Origin of the sequence: Labrenzia sp. R5_0, assembly GCF_017743835.1 — a bacterium.
Classification (GTDB): domain Bacteria; phylum Pseudomonadota; class Alphaproteobacteria; order Rhizobiales; family Stappiaceae; genus Roseibium; species Roseibium algicola.
In genome coordinates, this window is sequence record NZ_JAGHRK010000001.1 from 1,397,157 (window position 1) to 1,415,602 (window position 18,446).

Sequence of the window (18,446 nt, forward strand, 5' to 3'; positions counted from 1 at the left end):
CGCTAACCTCCGCTAAAGGCACTGGCTGTTAGACGCAGCAGCTGCCTTTTTAGGGCGTTTGTTGGAAACTAGGCCTGCACAAAGCTGTCTTCTGGAGTTTCAGGAGATAATTTCATGAACGAAGATCTCACAAGCGTCCTGAAAACCACTTGTCAGGATTGTGCATCCGGTGAAAGAAAATAGGCATCTGCTGGCGCAGTACTGCGCCGATACCGGTCGCCCTTGCATGGCATTCCCATTGCCACCGTGGCAATCTGCCTCTTGAATTTGGGCGGACGGGGCGACACTAAACGGCTGATGACAATAAAAAGGGAAAAGATCGGGACGGTGGTTGAGGGTGAGGGGCAGGACAGCGGAGCAGCAGCTGCTTTCGGCTGGCCGGAAAAAGGAGAAAGCCGCAGCCTGAAACGGGCTGGTCGGCTGCTGGCCGTATCCGATCTGCTGTGGATCGCACAGGCCGGATTGATTTCCTGGGCGCTCGGATCGCTCCCCATGATGTTTTCCGCCGCAGATGACGGCCAGGTTATCGAAGGCGATCTGACAGGCTTGGCCTTCCAGGCTGCCGCCGGCATCGCGCTGGTTGCTGTGTTGAGAGTGTTTCTGCAAAACCGAGCCGAAACGGTTGCCCGGCAAACTGCCCGTGCAATCCAGAGCAGGGCACGCGCAGAGCTGCTTTCCGTTGCCGCCAGAACGTCGCCATCTGCAGAATTCCCATCTTCCGGTGCCTTTGCCGCCCATGTTACCGAACAGGTCGACCTGCTCGGACCGTACTATCGGAATTTCGAACCTCAGAAGGTTCGGCTCCGTCTTGTGCCCCTCGGGATCGTTGCCGCCACTGCCGTGTTCAGTTGGGTCGGCGCGTTGATCCTGGTTGTCTGCGGGCCGCTCATTCCTGTTTTCATGGCGCTGATTGGTATGCGTGCCAAGGCTGCGAGCGAGACGCAACAGGAGGAACTGGTGCGGCTGAGCGGCAGTCTGCTGGACAGGATCAGGGGCCTGGAAACACTGACCTTGTTCGGCGCAATCGAGCGTACACAGCGGCAAATCGCTGATGCGGGCGAACGGTTCAGAACCGGCACCATGCGCGTCCTGAAGATCGCATTTCTCTCCTCAACCGTCCTGGAACTCTTTTCCGCACTCGGAATAGCCTTCTGCGCGGTCTATGTGGGGTTCTCGCTATTGGGTGAAATCCAGGCTGGAACCTGGGGCGGGCCCCTGACCTTTGCGCAGGGCCTGTTCATTCTGTTGCTCGCACCGGAGTTCTTTGCCCCCTTGCGTGCCTATGCGGCAGCCTATCATGACCGGGCAGGCGGACTTGCCGCGCGGAAGAAGCTGGCGACACTTTTCCCGTCGCGGGACACCCCCGGAAACCCTAAGCGCGCTGAACGATCAGACGAGCCGGTCGGTTCCATTTCACTTTCAGGCCCGCCCGCCATTCAGTTCAGGTCTGTCGGCATTTCCCATGATGAGCGCTGTGTCTTCAAGGAGTTCAATCTGACGATTGAGCCGGATGAAACGCTTTTGGTCGAAGGGCCGAGCGGCAGCGGCAAGACCACACTGATTGACGGAATACTGGGCTTCCAGGAGCCTGATTCCGGCAAAATTCAGGTGAACGACCTTACTGCAACCGCGATTGCACCATTGCTGCGTCGAAAGGTTATATGGCTCGGCCAGTCGCCCAGGCTGTTCCACGGCAGTCTCAAGGCCAACCTCCTGAGAGCTGTTGATACATCTGCAGCGGTTACGGAGGACGATCTCTGGCAAGCCCTTCGCCTTGCCGGGGCCGAAGCGCTCGTCCAGCGTTTGCCTCGTGGTCTGGAAACACCTTTGGGAGAAGACGGTTTCGGCCTTTCTGTCGGGGAGATCCGGCGGGTGGCTCTCGCGAGGGCGTCAATGCGCAAGGATGCTGTCCTGCTGCTGGCGGACGAACCAACAGCCTCGCTGGATGAAGAAACGGCAGCAGATGTCATCGAGGGATTGCGGAAACTTTGCGATGGCCGGACCGCCGTGATCGCCACACACGACCCGGCCCTTCGGAAAATCGCCTCGCGGCGAATTGACCTGAAGGCGCTCGGCGTCCTCGCCGAAGGGGAGGTGTTCGCGTGAGGTCTGTCTGGCATATCATTCGCACCCAGCACCGGTACGACAGCTTTCATTTCTGGCTTGGCATTCTTGTGGCATTGCTGCCTGCGGCTGCCGGGCTTCTTCTGCTCGGCGTTTCCGGCTGGTTCATCACCGCCGCGGCTATTGCGGGTTTGAGTGGCGCGTTCTTGAACATCTTTGCGCCAAGCGCGCTCATTCGCGCCTTTGCGATTGTCCGTACCGCCGGCCGTTACGGTGAAAGGGTTCTGACACATGACGCCACATTCCGGTTTCTGACCGGGTTCAGAAACCGCCAGTTTGCGGCGATGGCACTTAAGACAAACGACGGTCAGCGATCCGGATTGCTGCTCAATCGTCTGACACTCGACGTTGCCGTCCTCGATACGGTTTATTTGCGTCTGGTGGTTCCTCTGGTGCTGTCGCTGGTTGTTGCTGTCTCGCTGCTTCTGGTCTGGAGCAGCGTATCGCCGCTTTTGTTGCTTACCGGAGCAGCCTTCGTTTTGGCCTGGCTCGGGCTCGCGGTCTGGACCTTTGCACGGTCCGACACCAAAACCGCTCGCCGCTCTGACGCGGCGCTGGATGCCATGCGGCTTCGAGCTGCGGATCTGGCAGCAGGCCGGCGGGATCTTGCGATTTACGGGGGTCTGGAAGCGGCGGCCGACTCGGTCCTTGTCGCCGACACGCGATTGGCGGAAGCCCAGGAGGTTGAGGATCACCGTACCAGCAAGCTGACAACGGCTTCCACACTCCTTGGACAGCTGTTTCTTGCCGTCATGCTTCTTGTCTGTCTGCACGAAGTCGGGAATGGCGCGCTGACGGCTGCTTTCAGCGTCGGCCTGATACTGGTGGTGATGGGGCTTCCGGAAATATTTTCGATGAGCTTGCCTGGCCTTTCCAGACTGCCTCGCGTCGCGTTGGCAGCTGGTCGGATCATGCACTTGATGCGTCGCCCCGATGAGGTCGAGCCTTCGCAGAGCCTTTCCGTACCAGAAACCGGACGCCAAGGCGCCGTGCCTGCGCTCGCTTTTGAGGACGTCAGTTTTGGCTATCCCGGTGCTGACAGAAGCGTTCTGGAGGGGCTCTCCTTTCACCTTGCGCAGGGCGAAATTCTCGCATTGGCAGGGCGCAGCGGTTGCGGCAAGTCGACGATTGGGGCATTGGCCGCTCGGTTACGCAAGCCAGGGCAGGGGAAGATACTTCTGGGTGGGGTGGAAATCGACCGTATCTCCGAGAAAGAGCTACGCTGCAAGGTTACCGTCATTGGTCAAAAGGCCTATCTCTTCAACGAGACCGTTGCCGAGAACCTGCGTGTTGCAAACCCGGATGCTGGCGACACGGAACTTTGGCGTGCGCTTGAACAGGCGGCGCTTGCTGAACGTATTTCTGAAAATCCGAAAGGCCTGCAGACCATTCTCGGTGAGGGGGGGCTCGGATTGTCCGGTGGAGAGCAGAGGCGTCTTGCCCTGGCGCGTGCCTTTCTGACGCGGCCGGCCCTGTTTGTTCTGGACGAGATGACCGAGGGACTGGACGCCGCAACCGCTGCGGATGTTCTGGACCGGTTTTTGTCCTATCGCGGCGATGCGGCCGTCCTGATGATTGCACACCGTCGACAGGAGTTGGAGCGGGCAGACCGCGTACTGGATCTGACGGCACCATGCGGCAGCGGCATTCGGTCGCCGGAAATAATTCTTTCCGAATTTCAATGAGTTCTCCTGCAGTTTTCCGCATCTTGAGGTTGTCGCGTCCTAACTGTCGCATTGACCTTGGGGGGGCGGTGGGCCACGATCAGCCCATAGGAAGACTCGTTTTCCAAGCCGGTTCATTGACGGGATTGGCGGCTGCAATCCGCATTCACTGTGAAGTTGATTGCCGTTGCCGGATCGGGACGAAAACCGGGTTTTCAATCAAGATCGACACAGGCCCGGTCTCCTCCGACAGGGCATTTTCCCGTCGATCGTCCTGATGTGCAGACGTGCCTGTTGCGGTTCGATAGAACGTTGGACACGACTGCCGAAATGCTCGGGCCTCTCCGGTCCGTAAAGGGGGAATACGATGGAACTGAACGTCGTTGACCTGTCCCGGCTGCAATTTGCCATGACAGCGCTCTACCACTTCCTGTTTGTGCCTTTGACTATCGGCCTGTCGATCCTGCTGGCCACCATGGAAACAGTCTATGTGATGACCGGCCGAGAGGTCTGGAAGCGCATGGTCAAGTTCTGGGGCACCTTGTTCGGGATCAATTTCGTCCTGGGGGTCGCTACCGGTCTGACGATGGAGTTCCAGTTCGGCATGAACTGGGCCTACTTCAGTCAGTATGTCGGCGATGTCTTTGGTGCGCCTCTGGCGATCGAGGGCCTGATGGCTTTCTTTCTGGAAGCCACATTCGTTGGGCTGTTCTTCTTTGGCTGGGACAGGCTCTCCAAGCGCCAGCATCTGGCTGCCACCTGGGCTGTCGCGATTGGAACAAACCTTTCGGCACTCTGGATCCTGATCGCCAACGGCTGGATGCAACACCCTGTCGGGTCCGCATTCAACCCCGACACCATGCGCATGGAAGTCACCAGTTTCTATGAAGTGCTGTTCAATCCGGTGGCCCAGGCCAAGTTCGTGCACACCGTGTCTGCAGGCTATGTCACCGCATCCATGTTCGTTCTGGGTATCTCTGCCTGGTACATGCTGAAAGGCCGCCATATTCCGATCGCCAAACGATCCATGGCCATCGCGTCCGCCTTCGGCTTTGCATCTGCACTTTCGGTTGTCGTTCTTGGGGATGAAAGCGGCTATGAGGCCAACCTGAACCAGAAGATGAAACTGGCGACGATCGAAGCCATGTGGGAGACCGAGCCGGCTCCGGCCTCGTTCAACGTGATTGCCTGGGCGGATATGGAGAAGCGGGAGAACGTCTTTGCCATTGAAGTGCCCTATGTCATGGGCCTGATCGCAACGCGTTCCCTCGACACGATCATTCCCGGCATCAAGGATCTGGTTGAGCGGACAAAGGACCGCATCCGGCAGGGTGCCATAGCCTGGGATGCGCTGCAGAAAATCCGGCAGGATCCGGCAAATGCAAGTGCGGATGTCCGCGAGACCTTCCTGCAGAACGAGAACTCGCTTGGGTACGCCTATCTGCTGCTGCCGTTCACGGACAATCCGATGGAAGCGACCACCGCTCAGGTAGACGCGGCCGCCTGGTCCACCGTGCCGGAAGTCATGCCGATGTTCTATTCCTTCCGGATCATGGTGGCGTGCGGCTTCTTCTTCATCCTGATGACCACGGTGTTCTTCTACTATTCGTCGTCCGGACGGCTGGACGTTCTGAGAGAAAAGCGCCGTTGGCTGCTGCATGTCGCAGTCTGGTCGATCCCGTTGCCGTGGATCGCCTGCGAAATGGGCTGGTTCGTCGCCGAATATGGCCGCCAGCCCTGGATCATCGAAAGTATGCTGCCGACCTCTGCCGGTGTCTCGAGCCTTAGCGTGACCGAGGTCCTGCTGACGCTTGCCGGCTTTGTTGCGCTCTACAGCACGCTTCTGGTGATCGAGATCACGCTGATGATCAAATACATCAAGATCGGTCCGGAAGACGGCGAGAACCCGGATGCAGTTCCAGCCGCGCCGAAGCAGCCGGTCCCGGCCGCAGCCTCTGTACCAGCGGAGTAATCGAAAATGATCCTATATGAAATGATCGACTACTCCATCCTGAAGATGATCTGGTGGCTGCTGCTCGGCGTCCTTCTGATCGGATTTGCCGTGATGGACGGTTTCGACATGGGCGTTGGCGCGATGCTGCCCTTCGTTGCCGAGACAGATATCGAACGGCGTGTCGTCATCAACACCATCGGCCCAACCTGGGAAGGAAACCAGGTTTGGTTCATCCTGGGGGGCGGGGCGATCTTTGCTGCCTGGCCGCCGCTCTATGCCATCAGCTTCTCGGGGTTCTATCTGGCGATGTTCGTGGTACTGGCCGCGATGATCCTGCGGCCGGTAGCCTTCAAGTATCGGTCCAAGCGGCCGGATCCCTCCTGGCGCAACGCCTGGGACTGGGCACTGTTCACGGGGTCTTTCGTGCCGGCGCTTGTCTTCGGTGTTGCCGTCGGCAATGTGTTGCTCGGGGTCCCGTTCTCGCTCGATAACGATCTGCGCATGACATACGAAGGGTCGTTCTTCGGTCTGTTCTCGCCGTTCTCGCTGCTGTGCGGGCTGTTGTCGGTGACAATGCTCGTCACGCACGGGTCTGTCTGGCTGGTGATGCGGGCGTCAGGTGATATTGCTGCGCGCGCGCGGCGGTTCGGCACGGTAACGGCAGGCCTCAGCATCGCTCTGTTCGCTCTCGGCGGGTATCTCGTTGCCAGCGGCTATGTGGAAGGTTTCCGCATTACATCCGAAGTCGATCCGAACATGGCGGCCAATCCACTGGCGAAGCAGGCGATCACCGAAGGTGGGGCGTGGATGTACAACTACACTGTCCACCCCATCCTCTGGCTGGCCCCCGGTCTCGGGTTCCTTGGCCTGTTCGGAACGCTCGTGCTTTTGCAGACACGTTTCGAAATGCCGATCTTCCTCTTCTCGAAGCTGGCGATTTTCGGGATCATCTCGACAGTCGGTGTCTCGATGTTCCCGTTCATCCTGCCATCATCGATACAGCCCGAAGCCAGCCTGACGGTTTGGGACGCATCTTCCAGCCACCGGACCTTGTTCAACATGCTGGTGGCGACGCTCATCTTCCTGCCGATCATCCTTGTCTACACCGCTTGGGTGTACAAGGTCCTGTGGGGCAAGGTGGATGAAGAAACCATCGAACGTGACAACCACAGCGCTTACTGAGGAGACTGCAACATGTGGTATTTTGCCTGGGTCCTCGGAATGCCTTTGGCCTGCGCCATGGCGATCCTGAACGCGATGTGGCTGGAGCTGAGGTCGGAGGACGAACGCCGCCGTCTGGAAGGCCGCAAGTAGTTCCGGCTTTTCTGGAAATCGTGTTGGAAAATGAAAAAGCCCCGGATTGCTCCGGGGCTTTTTGCTGGACCAGTTCCTGGTGGATCAGGCGGCCTGCACTTTTGCAGCGCGCAGCTTTTCCAGGATGTTCTGCGGCGAGGAAACGCCGTAAGGATCGCTTTCGCAGTTGTCGGAGAAGCCTTCTTCTTCGAACCACTGCTCGACGATGCCGTCATTGATGACCGCGCCATAGCGCCAGGAGCGCATGCCGAACCCGAGATTGTCCTTGGCGACCAGCATGCCCATCTTGCGGGTGAACTCGCCGGATCCATCCGGAATAACCTTGACGTTCTCGACGCCCTGGGCTTTTGCCCAGGCATTCATCACGAAAGCGTCGTTGACGGAGATGCAGTAGATTTCATCAACGCCTTCAGCCTTGAACTCTTCAAACAGCTTTTCGAAATCCGGAAGCTGATAGGTGGAGCAGGTCGGAGTGAATGCGCCTGGAAGCGAAAACAGAACGACCTTCTTGCCCTTGAAGTAGTCGTCGCTGGTCTTGTCTTCCCAGCGGAACGGGTTCGGACCTTCAATGGATTCATCACGGACGCGGGTGCGGAAGGTAACGAACGGAACTTTTTTGCTGAGCATCGCAAACTCCAGAAATTGAACGGTTGCAAACTGTCCAGAGTGCCGAAATCGTGCCTTGCCCGCGGGAGGAGAACCGGGCAGGGCACAAGCGCCCTGAAAGTGGAGGAGAAGTTCGGCCTAGCCCATTTGCTGCAATGCCGCAATCCATTTTGCTCCGCAATAGACAAGAAGCCTGTGCGAAGCACTCAATCGAGGCGATATGCCGCTGGTCGGCATTTCCAGGGGCACGGTTGGCGGACTTCTGTGGGTGGTCCGCCTTTTCCGGAAAAAGCACTCAAATCATTGTATACACGCTCAATTTCGGTCATTAAGCTGACCACGTCCCGTGTGGTTCGCCTGTGGCGCAATGCGGGGCTGAGGAGGGGGCTCCAGAAGGTCGGGTCTTGACGCCGTGACCAGAGCGAAATGCGACTTCCAGCAGCAAGAGTGATGAATGCGTAGGGTCTTTCGGGCGGTACACATGCTTTGCATGGGGTTTGCCGCGATCGTCTTTTTCGGCCAGCTGGCCATGGTGCTCATGCGCTATCTGCTTGGCTTCGGTCTTCTGGAAATCCAGGACGCGGTCAACTACGCTTTTGCAGCCCTCGTGGCCCTTTCTGTCGCCGTTTCCTTCGATGCAGACAAGCACGTGCGGGTCGATGTATTTCGCCAGAATTGGAGCGAGCGGACAAACCGGCGTATCGACTGGGTTGGAGACCTCCTGCTCGCGCTGCCGGTATTTGCGATCATGCTCTGGACGGCATTCCCGCTCGTCAAAAGCTCCTGGGCGATATTGGAAGGCTCTCCGGAAACCGGCGGTCTGCCCGGCCTGTTTCTGGTCAAGACCTGTCTGGTGATCCTGCCTGCGCTGGTGGTGATCTACATTCTTCAAAAGCTGTTCGGTGCGATGCGACGGAAATTTTCATGACTGCCGATATCATCTGGCTCATCATTCTGGCCCTTTCCGTATTTGCCTGTATTCTTTCGGGCGTGCCGGTCCTGCTTGCAATCGCCGGCGCACCGACGATTGTCGCGCTGGTCGCCGCCGCCACCGGGCATTTTGACCTCGTGTTTTTCCAGGCTGTTCCCCAGCGCGTTTATGGCGTGATGACAAATCCGCTCCTGTTGGCGGTGCCGCTTTTCGTGCTGATGGGGTTGCTTCTGGAAAAGTCGCGCCAGGCAGAGCGGATGCTCCAGAGCCTGACGGCCGCGATGGGCGGGCAGCAGTCAGCTCTGGCGCTTTCTGTGGTTCTGGTAAGCGCACTCATTGCCGCCTCGACCGGTATCATTGGAGCAACCATCGTCATGCTGGGCACGATCACACTCCCGGCTCTGTTGGCCGCGGGCGTGAACAAGCACATGAGCAGTGGCCTCATTTGCGCCAGCGGCACGCTCGGTCAGATCATTCCGCCGTCGATCGTTCTGATCCTCCTGGGAGATCAGGTATCCAATGCCTACTTCGAAGCGCAGCAGGAAGCCGGCAACTTCGCGCCGGACCCGGTTACGGTGGGGGATCTCTTTGCCGGTGCGCTGATCCCGGGGCTGCTCCTGGTCGCGCTTTATGCGGCGTACGTCCTGCTGCGACTGCGCCGGGCCTCTCCGAAGGGACAGGAAGCTAAGACCCCGACACCAAAGCCTCGCGTGTCAGGCCGGGAATTATTCCGGGATATCGCGCCCACGCTCGGGTTGATCATCGCCGTACTCGGCAGCATCCTGATTGGCATTGCAACGCCAACGGAAGCCGCAAGTGTCGGTGTCGCGGGGGCTGTACTGATCGCGGCTGCAGGAAGCGACGGCAAGGTGGCGCGTGTTGCCATGGCCTGCGCTGCCTTTGCTATTCTGCTGTTGATCCTGCGCAGGCTCGGTCTGTTCGGTCTGGAGTTTGAAGGCGGCCGGATCAGCTGGACGACACTGACGATCGTCTCCGTCGCTATGACGGCCGCTGCCCTTGTCATGCTGGCCATCGCAGCAGCTTCTCTGATCCGGGGAGGCGTACTCGTGCCCGCGCTGCGGGAAACCGTCACCATCACCGGAATGATCTTCGGCATCGTGATTGCTGCCAGCATCCTGTCGCTCGTGTTTCGGGGGTTCAACGGTGATGAACATGTGGCCGAGTTGCTGCACGCCTTGCCGGGCGGCGCTTATGGCATGTTGTTGCTGACAATGCTGGTGATCTTCCTGCTCGGATTCATTCTGGAATTCGTGGAGATCATTTTCATTGTTGTTCCGATTGTCGGGCCGATTATCCTGCAAAGCGACATAAGCCCGGTCTGGTTTGCGGTGCTGATTGCGCTCAACCTGCAAACTTCGTTCTTGACGCCGCCATTCGGGTTTGCGCTTTTCTATTTTCGATCGGTTGCACCGGCGGATATCCGCACTTCTGACATTTATGTTTCGGTGATCCCGTTTGTCGCCATCCAGCTTCTGGCGCTCGGTCTGGTCGCCGCCTTTCCGGCACTGGCAACCCTGTTGCCGGACGTCCTGTTTTGAAAATCGAGGGAGACACAAGCATGAAAAGACGTGATTTTCTGAAGGCTGGTGCCGTTGCCGCACCTGCCAGCCTGCTGGCAGCACCGGCAATTGCGCAAGGCAAGATCGAATGGAAGTTGCCGACTTCCTTTCCGGCGAAGGCGCCGGGTGTCGGCACCAACGTGACCGCCTTTGCCGACCGCGTGGCTGCAATGTCCGATGGACAGCTGACTTTCAAGGTCTATTCCAGTGGTGAGCTCGTACCGCCGTTCGGTGTTGAAGATGCCGTGGAGCAGGGCACTGCCGAGATCGGTCATTCGACGCCTTACTATGCCGCGTCCAAGAACACCGCCATGCACTTCTTCTCTGCCGTTCCTTTCGGCATGACCGCGGTCGAAACAACTGCCTGGCTTCGCTATGGCGGCGGACAGGACCTGTGGGACAGCCTTTATGAAGAACGCGGCCTCAAGCCGTTTTATTCCGGCAGTTCGGGCGTACAGGCGGCCGGCTGGTTCAAGAACCCGGTGGAAAGCCTCAACGATCTTGCCGGCCTCAACATGCGCATTGCCGGTCTGGGCGGCGAAGCCATGCGCAAGCTCGGCGTCAACGCTGTCCTGCTGCCGCCTCCGGAAATCTTCCCGGCCTTCCAGTCCGGCGCCATCGATGCGGCCGAGTGGGTTGGTCCCATGCTGGACCAGGCATTCGGCCTGCAGAAGGTCGCCAGCTACTGCTATGTTCCGGCCTTCCACGAGCCGTCAGCCGCGCTGGAAATCGTCGTCAACAAGGAAGCCTACGACAGCCTGCCGGCGAACCTTCAGGCAATCATCGCCTATGCTGCGGAAGCGGCTTCCGTCGAGACCACCGCACAGTTCGATTATTACAACGCGGTTGCCATGAAGAAACTGAAGGAAGACGGCGTTACCTTTGCCAACTTCCCTGATGATGTCCTGGCTGCGCTGAAGACGGCGGTTGCGGAAGTGATGGCGGAAAACGCTGCCGCCAATCCGAAGTTTGCCGAAGTGCAGAAAAGCTATGACGCGTTCCTCGAGCTTGCCAAGGACTACGCGGCACTGGTGAAGGCAACCACTTTCACCCAGCGCATGTAAGCAGAGTTGATCCTGCCGGTGGCATGGGCCACCGGCAGGGCTTCAGGTTTCCAGCTGCCGTTCGCGCAGGACGATGGCGATGCCGCTCGCGATGATAATCGCGGCACCGACATAGGTTGCTATGTCGGGAATTTCCCCCCACAAGAGCCAGCCGAGCAGGGTCGCCCACAAGAGCGCGGTATAATCGAATGGCGCGACAACGGCTGCCGGGGCAAAGCGGAAGGCCTGTGTCATCAGGGTGATGCCGGCCGTGCCGAATAGTGCGATGCCAAGAAACAGCCAGATGTCCTCCGCGCGTGGCTGCACCCAGACGAAGGGCATCGCAAAGGCACTCATGATTGCGCCGGCCCCCACCAGGTAAAGCATCAGGGTCCAGACACTCTCGCGCGGGTCGACAAGACGGGCGCTGAGCATGAGCGCGGCATAGAAGAAAGCCGTTGCGATTGGGAGGAGCGATGCTGCCTGGAAAGCGCCTGAACCCGGACGGACAACCACCAGAACGCCCAGAAATCCCACGAGCACTGCCGTCCATCGACGCCAGCCCACTTGCTCTCGCAAGACCAGGGCGGAAAGCGCTGTCACAAAAACAGGCATGACAAAAATCAGCGCTGTTGCTTCGGCGAGGCCAAGAAGGCTCAGCCCGGTGAAAAACAGCGTGGCGGCGCAGAGCCACAACACTCCGCGCAGAAGATGGGCTGCAGGGCGGTGCGAGATCAAGGCAGATCTTCCACCCATTTTCAGTGCGATCAGAACCGCAATCGGAAGCGCGATCAAATTGCGCAGAAACAGGATCTGGATGGGGCTGTAATCAGCCGTCAATGTTTTGGCAATGGCGTCGTTGAGGCATAGGCACACGACACCTGCACACATCATTCCGATTCCGGTGGTCACCTGATTGCGACCGCCGGTCATGGCCGTTTCCATTCCCGTGTCTCCCTGGTTTTGGCGCAGTGAAGCATCGGGGCAGGCAGGGCGGCAAGGCGCGATTTCACGAAATCAGGCCTGTCCGGACACCAGGAGAAACTGGAATACGGAAATTGCTGATGCCGCTACGTAATTCGTTTCGGGGTGATAGTGTTTTGCGGTAAGATGCAATCATCGATTGTTTTCGACGTTCCCAGGTCCACTGTCCGGAAGCCCCGTCCCATGGCATTGACGTCTCCCTATTTCCGCAACGTGCCGCAGCTCACCGCAGCGTCCACCAACAGCCCTTGGCTCGGCAGCGGGGCAAGCGGTCATGGAGTGCATCTGGTTCAGTTCGGGTTGATTGACCTGGGGTTTCCCATGCCAAAATCCGTTGGTGGAACGGGGCTTAGTCCGGATGGGGTCTACGGCAGTGAAACCGTGCAAAAGGTCAAGGAGTTCCAGCGTTCAACGCATGGCGGAGCCCCGATCAAGGACGACGGCGCCGTCGGACGAAATACCATGGCCAAGCTGGACCGGGCGCTCGCGTCCTTCACTCACAAGGTTCGTGTGCACATCTTTGTCGTGGTGACGCCGGATGCTCCGGTGGCAACTGCGGAAACGACAGCGAAGGAACTTTACGGACATTACGGTATCGACTTCGAGGTTGCTTCCATCCAGTCGCTGGCATTGACCGCTGCCGAGGAGACGGAGTTTTCGCAGCATGGCCTCTTGTTTGCCCGGATGAAGGAACTTGCCGAGGCGCATACGTCCGTCAGGATCCGTCCGAATGAAATCATGGTGTTCTATATCCGTCGCTTCAATCCCGACACGGATCTGGCCCTGTCCAAGGCCAACCACACGGGTGCTGTTACCCGAATCAAGAAGAACGCGGATGCCAGCACACTTGCCCATGAGGTCGCCCATAATCTGATCGACAGTCCACGGGGTGTGAGCGAACATGTGGCACACAAGCAGAACATCCTGGCGACGCTACCCCGGACCACGCCCTTTGTGCTGAGTTTCGAACAGATTCAGCAGATGCGGCGCAACATTCGGCTGTTGCGGGCGTGACGACGGATGATTGAAGGCCAAGGTCATCTGGTCAGCATCGTTAGCGGAGGCTAGCATCAGGCAGTTCAAACTGATCCATCTTTGACAGAGAGACCCGCATGCACGCCTTCCTGCCGTTCAATCTAGACGACATCGTTCCCGAACAAGATGCGCCAGCACCGGAAAAGGTTATTGCGGGCGATCCTAAGTTTACCACCTGGTTGGTTGAAACGACGGACAACGAGACCCTGTTCTCGGGCGTATGGGAAGCAACACCGGGAGCCTGGAAAATCTCTTATGACGAATGGGAGTTCTGTTCGATCCTTTCCGGCAGGTCGGTGCTGACCGACAAGGACGGCGTCACCCGGGAAATTGGCCCCGGAGACAGCTTTGTCCTGCAGCCCGGTTTCTCCGGAACCTGGGAAGTCCTTGAAACCACTCGCAAGCTTTTTGTGATCCGCCTGCCGTCTTGACGATGGGGCATTCCAGGAGCTGAGCAACGTGACTTTTCAGGATTAGCTGCGAACGCATATGAGCACTTACCCTGACCTTTTGGAGTTCGTTAAGGTCAGGGTAGATTGCAGCGCTATTTGTTTGGGGTACCTCAACAGCATCGTGCTGCTCGTAAGCTGATGAGGCTTTTGAGGCAGCTGAAGAGAAACCGGGAACGGTGTTACCCGGTTTGCTTTTTTCGGTCAGATTACTTCTGCGACTGAAAACCGGCAGGTTCTGTCAGCAAAAGGATGACGAACACCAGAACGGGTGTCAGCACCACGCTTGCCAGGAAGCAGCCGAAGGAACCAAGCCGTGTGTCCCGACCGCGGTAACCGACCAGGACACACAAGAGCAGATAGATGACCAGTGGTGCGACAAACATCAGGCGGCTTCCGACTTCTCTTCCGCGATGTCTTCGCCCTTCTTCACCATCTTCTTGAAATGCTCCTTGTAGGCAGCCGCGTCGAAACTCAGGAAATCTCCACCGGTTTCAAAATGCTGCTGGAACACCTTGCCGACGGCAAAGGTGAAGGCACCAAGCGTTGCGCCTGATCCGACGATACCGAGCGCAGTGCCGAGCACGGGAATGGTTTTCATGAAGCTGGTGGCGATAAAGGTTCCCGCACCGACACCGCCGAGACTTCCCAGAAGCGTGGTTACTGCAGTTCTTGCGCGATTTTCCGAGAATGGCACGTCATAGACGGCTGCCAGCTTGCGGATGAGGTTGAGCTGCGTTCCGATTGCGGCGACGAGATCGAAGATCGGAACTGGAATGAGGCCGGTACCTGTACCGACGATGACATGGTCCCGAATGATCTTTTCGGCTGCCAGCGTGCGTTCTTCCGGGGTCAGCGGAGCACTTTCGGTCTGAGCCTTGCCGTCTGCCAGCTTTTCAGCTGCATCAACAGTGTCCTCAGCTTCTGATGTTGCGGAACTTGTGCGAGTGGACTTCGTTGTCATTTCACAGTTTCCTTCCTTCAGCGTCGCAGCTCCCCGCTGCTTACTCTACGTGAGCGTAGCTTGAGTGCGGTCCGATTTCAATCTTACAATCAGCGCGGTATCAATTGTCAGTTTGCGGCTTTTCCGTGTTTTGATCATTCGAAGCAGGCGCGGTCTCACCTGACGTCGTGCTTTCGCTTGATGTACTGTCGCCGGTCGAATTTTCGTCAGGCCTCAGCTGTGTCTCCTGATCCTGAGATGTATCTGCCTCTGCTGTAGGAGCGTTCGGGAAAAGCTGTGGCAGGTTATCAAAATCAGGCAGTCGGTAGCGCTGCGGATTAACCGGAGCGGGCGCTGGTAAATTCGGCTGGTTTGCAATGTCGCTGCCCAGGATGAGCGGAAGCTGATCTTTCCCGCCACCGACGATCACGATCTTGCTGTTGTTGGACTTGGACAGTTCGACGGTCGCTTCAATTCCGCGCCAGGTCAGCAGTTGCGGCGTCAGGGCATCTGCAACAATCGAGTAGAATGTCTGGTAGCCGATGGCGTCGATCCGCTTGCGTTCCGCTTCCTTGCGGGCCTGCTCCAGCACGTATTCATAGGCGAGGGCGTTTTGTTCCTCGGTCAGCTTACGTGAAATCGCCTGATTGATTTCCTTCGGCAGTTCGATCCGGCGAATGATAACCTGGTCGAAGACGATGAGATCCTGATTGTTGGCTTCAATGGTCTCCATGACTTCCTTTTCGAGGCGCGTCATGTCGACCTGATAAAGCTCATGAGGGTCGTATTTGCCGATCACCGAGCGAACCGCTTCCACGGCGGTCGGGCGGACGAAACGGTCGGCGTATTCCGGCCCGATCGCCCGGTGCAGTTTGCCGGCATTATCCGCCTTCGGGTAATACAGAACCGAAATATCGGATGTGATGCGCAAGCCGTCCGCTGCCAGGCCGTGGACCGTTTCATCCTGTTTCTGGATGCGGACTTCGTACCGGTAGATGCGGTTCCACGGCCATTTGATGTTGATACCTTCGGGATAAACAAACCTGGTTTCGGTGCCGACGGTGAGGGTTCTGAACAGGACGCCGACTTCACCCGGCCCGATGACAAAGAACGTCAGCGGCCACAAGACAATCGAGACGAAGCCGAGCAGCAGCAGATAGGCGATGGCCTTGTCGGTCCGGCTCATCCTGTGGATCTTGCGCGGCTTCTTTTTCGGCTTACCAACTTCGACGTCGTCTTCCGCAACGCTCATTCAGCGCTCCCAGGAATTGAAACGGCTCCGCAGCTCGTTAAGGTGACCTAGCGGCCAAGAAACGCATAAAAACAAGAACTCTCAATGCTTTCCGAGCAGTCTTGTCTGCGTCAATTGCAGCACAGTTGCAAGAAAACAACTCTGTGGCAAGCGCGTTTCTTGAGCTAGGCAAGAGCCAAAGAATTTGCTTAAGTTGTGTTGTGTAGCGTTGCGTCACTACAACGTATGGTTAATTTCACGGTTTGTGAAACCAAGTTCGAAACAGACTATGGGAGTGGTGAGTGTCAGCCAGCACAGGGTCATTCAGTTTCGATCGCAAGGACCTTAGCCGGTTCCTTTTTGACCTTTACGATTATGAACCAAGGCTCTTGCGCAAGCTGATCTCCGCCAGGCCCTACGTCTGCCCATTCGAAGAGATGGAGCGGCATGTTCCAGCAAATGCAAAGGTTCTGGATGTAGGCTGCGGCAATGGCGCGTTGCTGGCGATTCTGCTGGCATCCGGAAGGATAAGCGAAGCAACCGGCTGCGATGTCCACGAAGGCGCTCTTGCCTCGGCCCGCAAGGCAGCGGGGCGAACGGGGCACTCTGCGGAAGTATCCTTCCTGCGAATTGGCAGCTTCGCGGAGCTGCCGGACGACTGCTTCGATGTGGTGACCATGGTCGACGTGCTGCACCATGTTGCCGAACCTGAACGGATGACGGCTGTTGAAGAGGCGATCAAACGGGTCGGTCCCGCAGGAGTGTTCCTTTTCAAGGATATGGTCGAAGCACCTTTCTGGCGCCGCCTGGCCCACAATATCGATGACCTGATTTTTTCCGGTGAATGGGTGAAGCAGGTGAAAACCGCAGAAGTTGAGAAGCAGGTAAGGGCTGCGGGCTTTGAACTGGTCGAGAGTCTCGAAATACCAAGGGTCTTTTACGGCAACACCCTGAGGGTTTTTCGAAAAATTTAGTAAACGTCGAAAAGAGATATGTTGAACGACGAATGTGAATAAAAATTAACTTATCTTCTGCGAAAAATTCGTGAATTGTTTTTTATTGCCGTTAGGTCATGAGAATGAAAAGTGAGTAGGTGGCGAATTTAAACGATCGATTACTTTGCTAAAAACCGGTCTTGGGGGGTGATTTGAGTTCTGGTGTTGCAAATCGTCATATGTTTCTAGCCGGGTATATTTTGGTGCCTGGAAGCCATTTCGCCGGCATGTGGCGCCACCCGTATAGCGAAACGGATTTCTGTGATCCCGATCTCTTCAAGGATACGGCGGTCACATTGGAACGGGGCGGGTTCGACCTCGCATTCATTCCAGAATCGCTCAGCGTGACAACCGGACTGAACGACAACTACGAAACCTTTTTGAAACACGGTGCGGTTGGTGCCATCCGCCATGACCCGAACCTGCTGGTTTCCCTCATGGCCTCGGTAACGAAGTCGCTCGGTTTTACGGTCACGCTATCGACCACCTACATGGAACCTTATCATCTGGCCCGTACGCTCAGTACGCTGGACCATTTCAGCAGGGGCCGGATCTCGTGGAACGTCGTAACCTCCGCTGGTCCGAGCAACGGGCACAATTTCGGTCATTTCCCAAAGCTCATTTCTCCCGAAGCCTATGACAGGGCGGAAGAGATCCTGGAGATCTGCCGCAAGCTCTGGAAGTCCTGGGAACCGGACGCGCTGGTAAGCGACAAGGCGTCCGGGCTTTACGCGGACACCGGCAAGATCCATCCCATTGATCACGAAGGCGAACGCTTCAAACTTCGAGGTCCCTTGTCACTTCCCGCCGGACCGGACGGTGAACCGATCCTGATGAGTGTCGGCGTTTCTCCGCGGGGTCGTGATTTTTCCGCCAAATGGGTTGATGTCGTTTTCGCCATTCAGGCAGATGCCGAGGGCATGTCGGAACTGCGTGCCGATGTTCGCCGCCGGGCTGCAGAGATGGGGCGCGACCCGGAGAAGATATTCCTGCTGACGGCGGTGCAGCCTGTGATCGGTGAAACCGAAGCCATTGCAAAAGCGCGGGCCGAATATCTGGACGAGCTGATCCATCCGGATGTCGCCATCGCCTTTCTGTCGGGCATGATCGGCGTCGACGCGACAGGGTTCGATCCTGATACGCCAATCGACAAGGTGTTGGAGAGTTCTGGCAAGTCGCCAAACAAGGCGGCTGTCGATGGCGGAGCCGCATTTCCCTGGTTGGAGAGGATCCGGGAAGAGGACAGGGGAAGGCTCTGGACGCTTCGCGACATTGCCATTCGGATGGCGCGGAGCACGTCGACGCCGCGTCTTGTCGGAACGCCGGAACAGGTGGCCGATCAGCTTGAGAGCTATTTTACAAGCGGCGCTTGCGACGGCTTCGTAATTACCCCGACCCACTTTCCCGGAAGCTTTGACGAGTTTTCCCGCTCCGTCGTGCCAATTCTCCGCCGGCGAGGGCACGTACGGCCGGCGGGGCACGAACCTTTGACACTCAGGCAGCGCCTCGGGCTGCAAGGCTGACGATATTTCAATTCGGTTTCGGCCGGACAGGCAAAACAGAAACGGCAATTCTTCGACGGAGTTGATCTCA

The 18,446-nt window shown here is 57.7% G+C and carries 17 protein-coding genes; 12 read left to right on the forward strand and 5 right to left on the reverse strand.

Features of this window, described 5'->3' with window-relative positions:
- Positions 1-297: 297 nt before the first annotated feature.
- From cydD to cydX, 5 genes are all read left to right on the forward strand, one after another.
- Positions 298-2,106 (forward strand): thiol reductant ABC exporter subunit CydD, encoded by a 1,809-nt coding sequence (gene cydD / locus J7447_RS06440; RefSeq protein WP_209169107.1) that lies wholly within the window; start codon positions 298-300, stop codon positions 2,104-2,106.
- A complete protein-coding gene (gene cydC, locus J7447_RS06445; RefSeq protein WP_209169108.1) occupies positions 2,103-3,809 on the forward strand; it encodes a thiol reductant ABC exporter subunit CydC in 1,707 nt (568 codons plus the stop codon). Before cydD ends, cydC begins: the two co-directional genes overlap by 4 nt.
- A gap of 346 nt (positions 3,810-4,155) precedes the next feature.
- A complete protein-coding gene (locus J7447_RS06450; RefSeq protein ID WP_055653799.1) occupies positions 4,156-5,760 on the forward strand; it encodes a cytochrome ubiquinol oxidase subunit I in 1,605 nt (534 codons plus the stop codon).
- 6 nt (positions 5,761-5,766) lie between these two features.
- The gene (gene cydB, locus J7447_RS06455; RefSeq protein WP_023004104.1) at positions 5,767-6,924 is read left to right on the forward strand and encodes a cytochrome d ubiquinol oxidase subunit II; all 1,158 of its coding nucleotides are present in this window, start codon (positions 5,767-5,769) and stop codon (positions 6,922-6,924) included.
- Between the two features lie 12 nt (positions 6,925-6,936).
- Positions 6,937-7,056, forward strand: a complete 120-nt coding sequence (cydX, locus tag J7447_RS06460) for a cytochrome bd-I oxidase subunit CydX (protein ID WP_031270783.1) — start codon at positions 6,937-6,939, stop codon at positions 7,054-7,056.
- Positions 7,057-7,140: 84 nt separating this feature from the next.
- Here the strand turns inward: cydX and J7447_RS06465 are convergent, their stop codons facing one another.
- On the reverse strand, positions 7,141-7,683 hold the full coding sequence (locus J7447_RS06465) for a peroxiredoxin (protein WP_055653804.1): 543 nt from the start codon (positions 7,681-7,683) through the stop codon (positions 7,141-7,143).
- Positions 7,684-8,116: 433 nt separating this feature from the next.
- Here J7447_RS06465 and J7447_RS06470 point away from each other — a divergent pair, with 433 nt between their 5' ends.
- Genes J7447_RS06470 through J7447_RS06480 form a run of 3 tightly spaced genes read left to right on the forward strand, consistent with a single transcriptional unit; the run spans position 8,117 to position 11,237 of the window.
- Positions 8,117-8,590: a TRAP transporter small permease subunit gene (locus J7447_RS06470; RefSeq protein ID WP_031270785.1), complete on the forward strand. Its 474-nt coding sequence runs from the start codon at positions 8,117-8,119 to the stop codon at positions 8,588-8,590.
- Positions 8,587-10,152 carry a TRAP transporter large permease subunit gene (locus J7447_RS06475; RefSeq protein WP_075281631.1) on the forward strand — a complete coding sequence of 522 codons (1,566 nt, stop codon included), beginning with the start codon at positions 8,587-8,589 and terminating at the stop codon, positions 10,150-10,152. Before J7447_RS06470 ends, J7447_RS06475 begins: the two co-directional genes overlap by 4 nt.
- A gap of 20 nt (positions 10,153-10,172) precedes the next feature.
- Complete coding sequence (locus J7447_RS06480) at positions 10,173-11,237, forward strand: TRAP transporter substrate-binding protein (RefSeq protein WP_023004109.1); 1,065 nt, start codon at positions 10,173-10,175, stop codon at positions 11,235-11,237.
- Between the two features lie 42 nt (positions 11,238-11,279).
- Here J7447_RS06480 and J7447_RS06485 read toward each other — a convergent pair whose 3' ends face one another.
- Complete coding sequence (locus J7447_RS06485; protein WP_055653811.1) at positions 11,280-12,161, reverse strand: DMT family transporter; 882 nt, start codon at positions 12,159-12,161, stop codon at positions 11,280-11,282.
- A 222-nt stretch (positions 12,162-12,383) separates the two neighbouring features.
- Between J7447_RS06485 and J7447_RS06490 the strand changes: the two genes are divergently transcribed.
- Positions 12,384-13,214 carry a peptidoglycan-binding protein gene (locus J7447_RS06490; RefSeq protein ID WP_209169109.1) on the forward strand — a complete coding sequence of 277 codons (831 nt, stop codon included), beginning with the start codon at positions 12,384-12,386 and terminating at the stop codon, positions 13,212-13,214.
- A gap of 98 nt (positions 13,215-13,312) precedes the next feature.
- On the forward strand, positions 13,313-13,666 hold the full coding sequence (locus J7447_RS06495; RefSeq protein ID WP_055653813.1) for a cupin domain-containing protein: 354 nt from the start codon (positions 13,313-13,315) through the stop codon (positions 13,664-13,666).
- 227 nt (positions 13,667-13,893) lie between these two features.
- On the opposite strand, the gene J7447_RS06500 is transcribed toward J7447_RS06495, so the two are convergent.
- The 3 genes from J7447_RS06500 to J7447_RS06510 all read right to left on the reverse strand — a co-directional run bounded on the left by J7447_RS06500 (position 13,894) and on the right by J7447_RS06510 (position 15,879).
- A complete protein-coding gene (locus tag J7447_RS06500) occupies positions 13,894-14,070 on the reverse strand; it encodes a hypothetical protein (protein ID WP_023004113.1) in 177 nt (58 codons plus the stop codon).
- Positions 14,070-14,648 (reverse strand): DUF697 domain-containing protein, encoded by a 579-nt coding sequence (locus J7447_RS06505; RefSeq protein ID WP_209169110.1) that lies wholly within the window; start codon positions 14,646-14,648, stop codon positions 14,070-14,072. The genes J7447_RS06500 and J7447_RS06505 overlap by 1 nt, the downstream gene beginning before the upstream one ends.
- A 100-nt stretch (positions 14,649-14,748) precedes the next feature.
- Positions 14,749-15,879, reverse strand: a complete 1,131-nt coding sequence (locus tag J7447_RS06510; protein WP_023004115.1) for a prohibitin family protein — start codon at positions 15,877-15,879, stop codon at positions 14,749-14,751.
- A 281-nt stretch (positions 15,880-16,160) separates the two neighbouring features.
- Here J7447_RS06510 and J7447_RS06515 point away from each other — a divergent pair, with 281 nt between their 5' ends.
- The gene (locus tag J7447_RS06515; protein WP_139314040.1) at positions 16,161-16,832 is read left to right on the forward strand and encodes a class I SAM-dependent methyltransferase; all 672 of its coding nucleotides are present in this window, start codon (positions 16,161-16,163) and stop codon (positions 16,830-16,832) included.
- A gap of 224 nt (positions 16,833-17,056) precedes the next feature.
- Positions 17,057-18,376, forward strand: a complete 1,320-nt coding sequence (locus tag J7447_RS06520) for an NtaA/DmoA family FMN-dependent monooxygenase (protein ID WP_353653746.1) — start codon at positions 17,057-17,059, stop codon at positions 18,374-18,376.
- Positions 18,377-18,446: the final 70 nt, after the last annotated feature.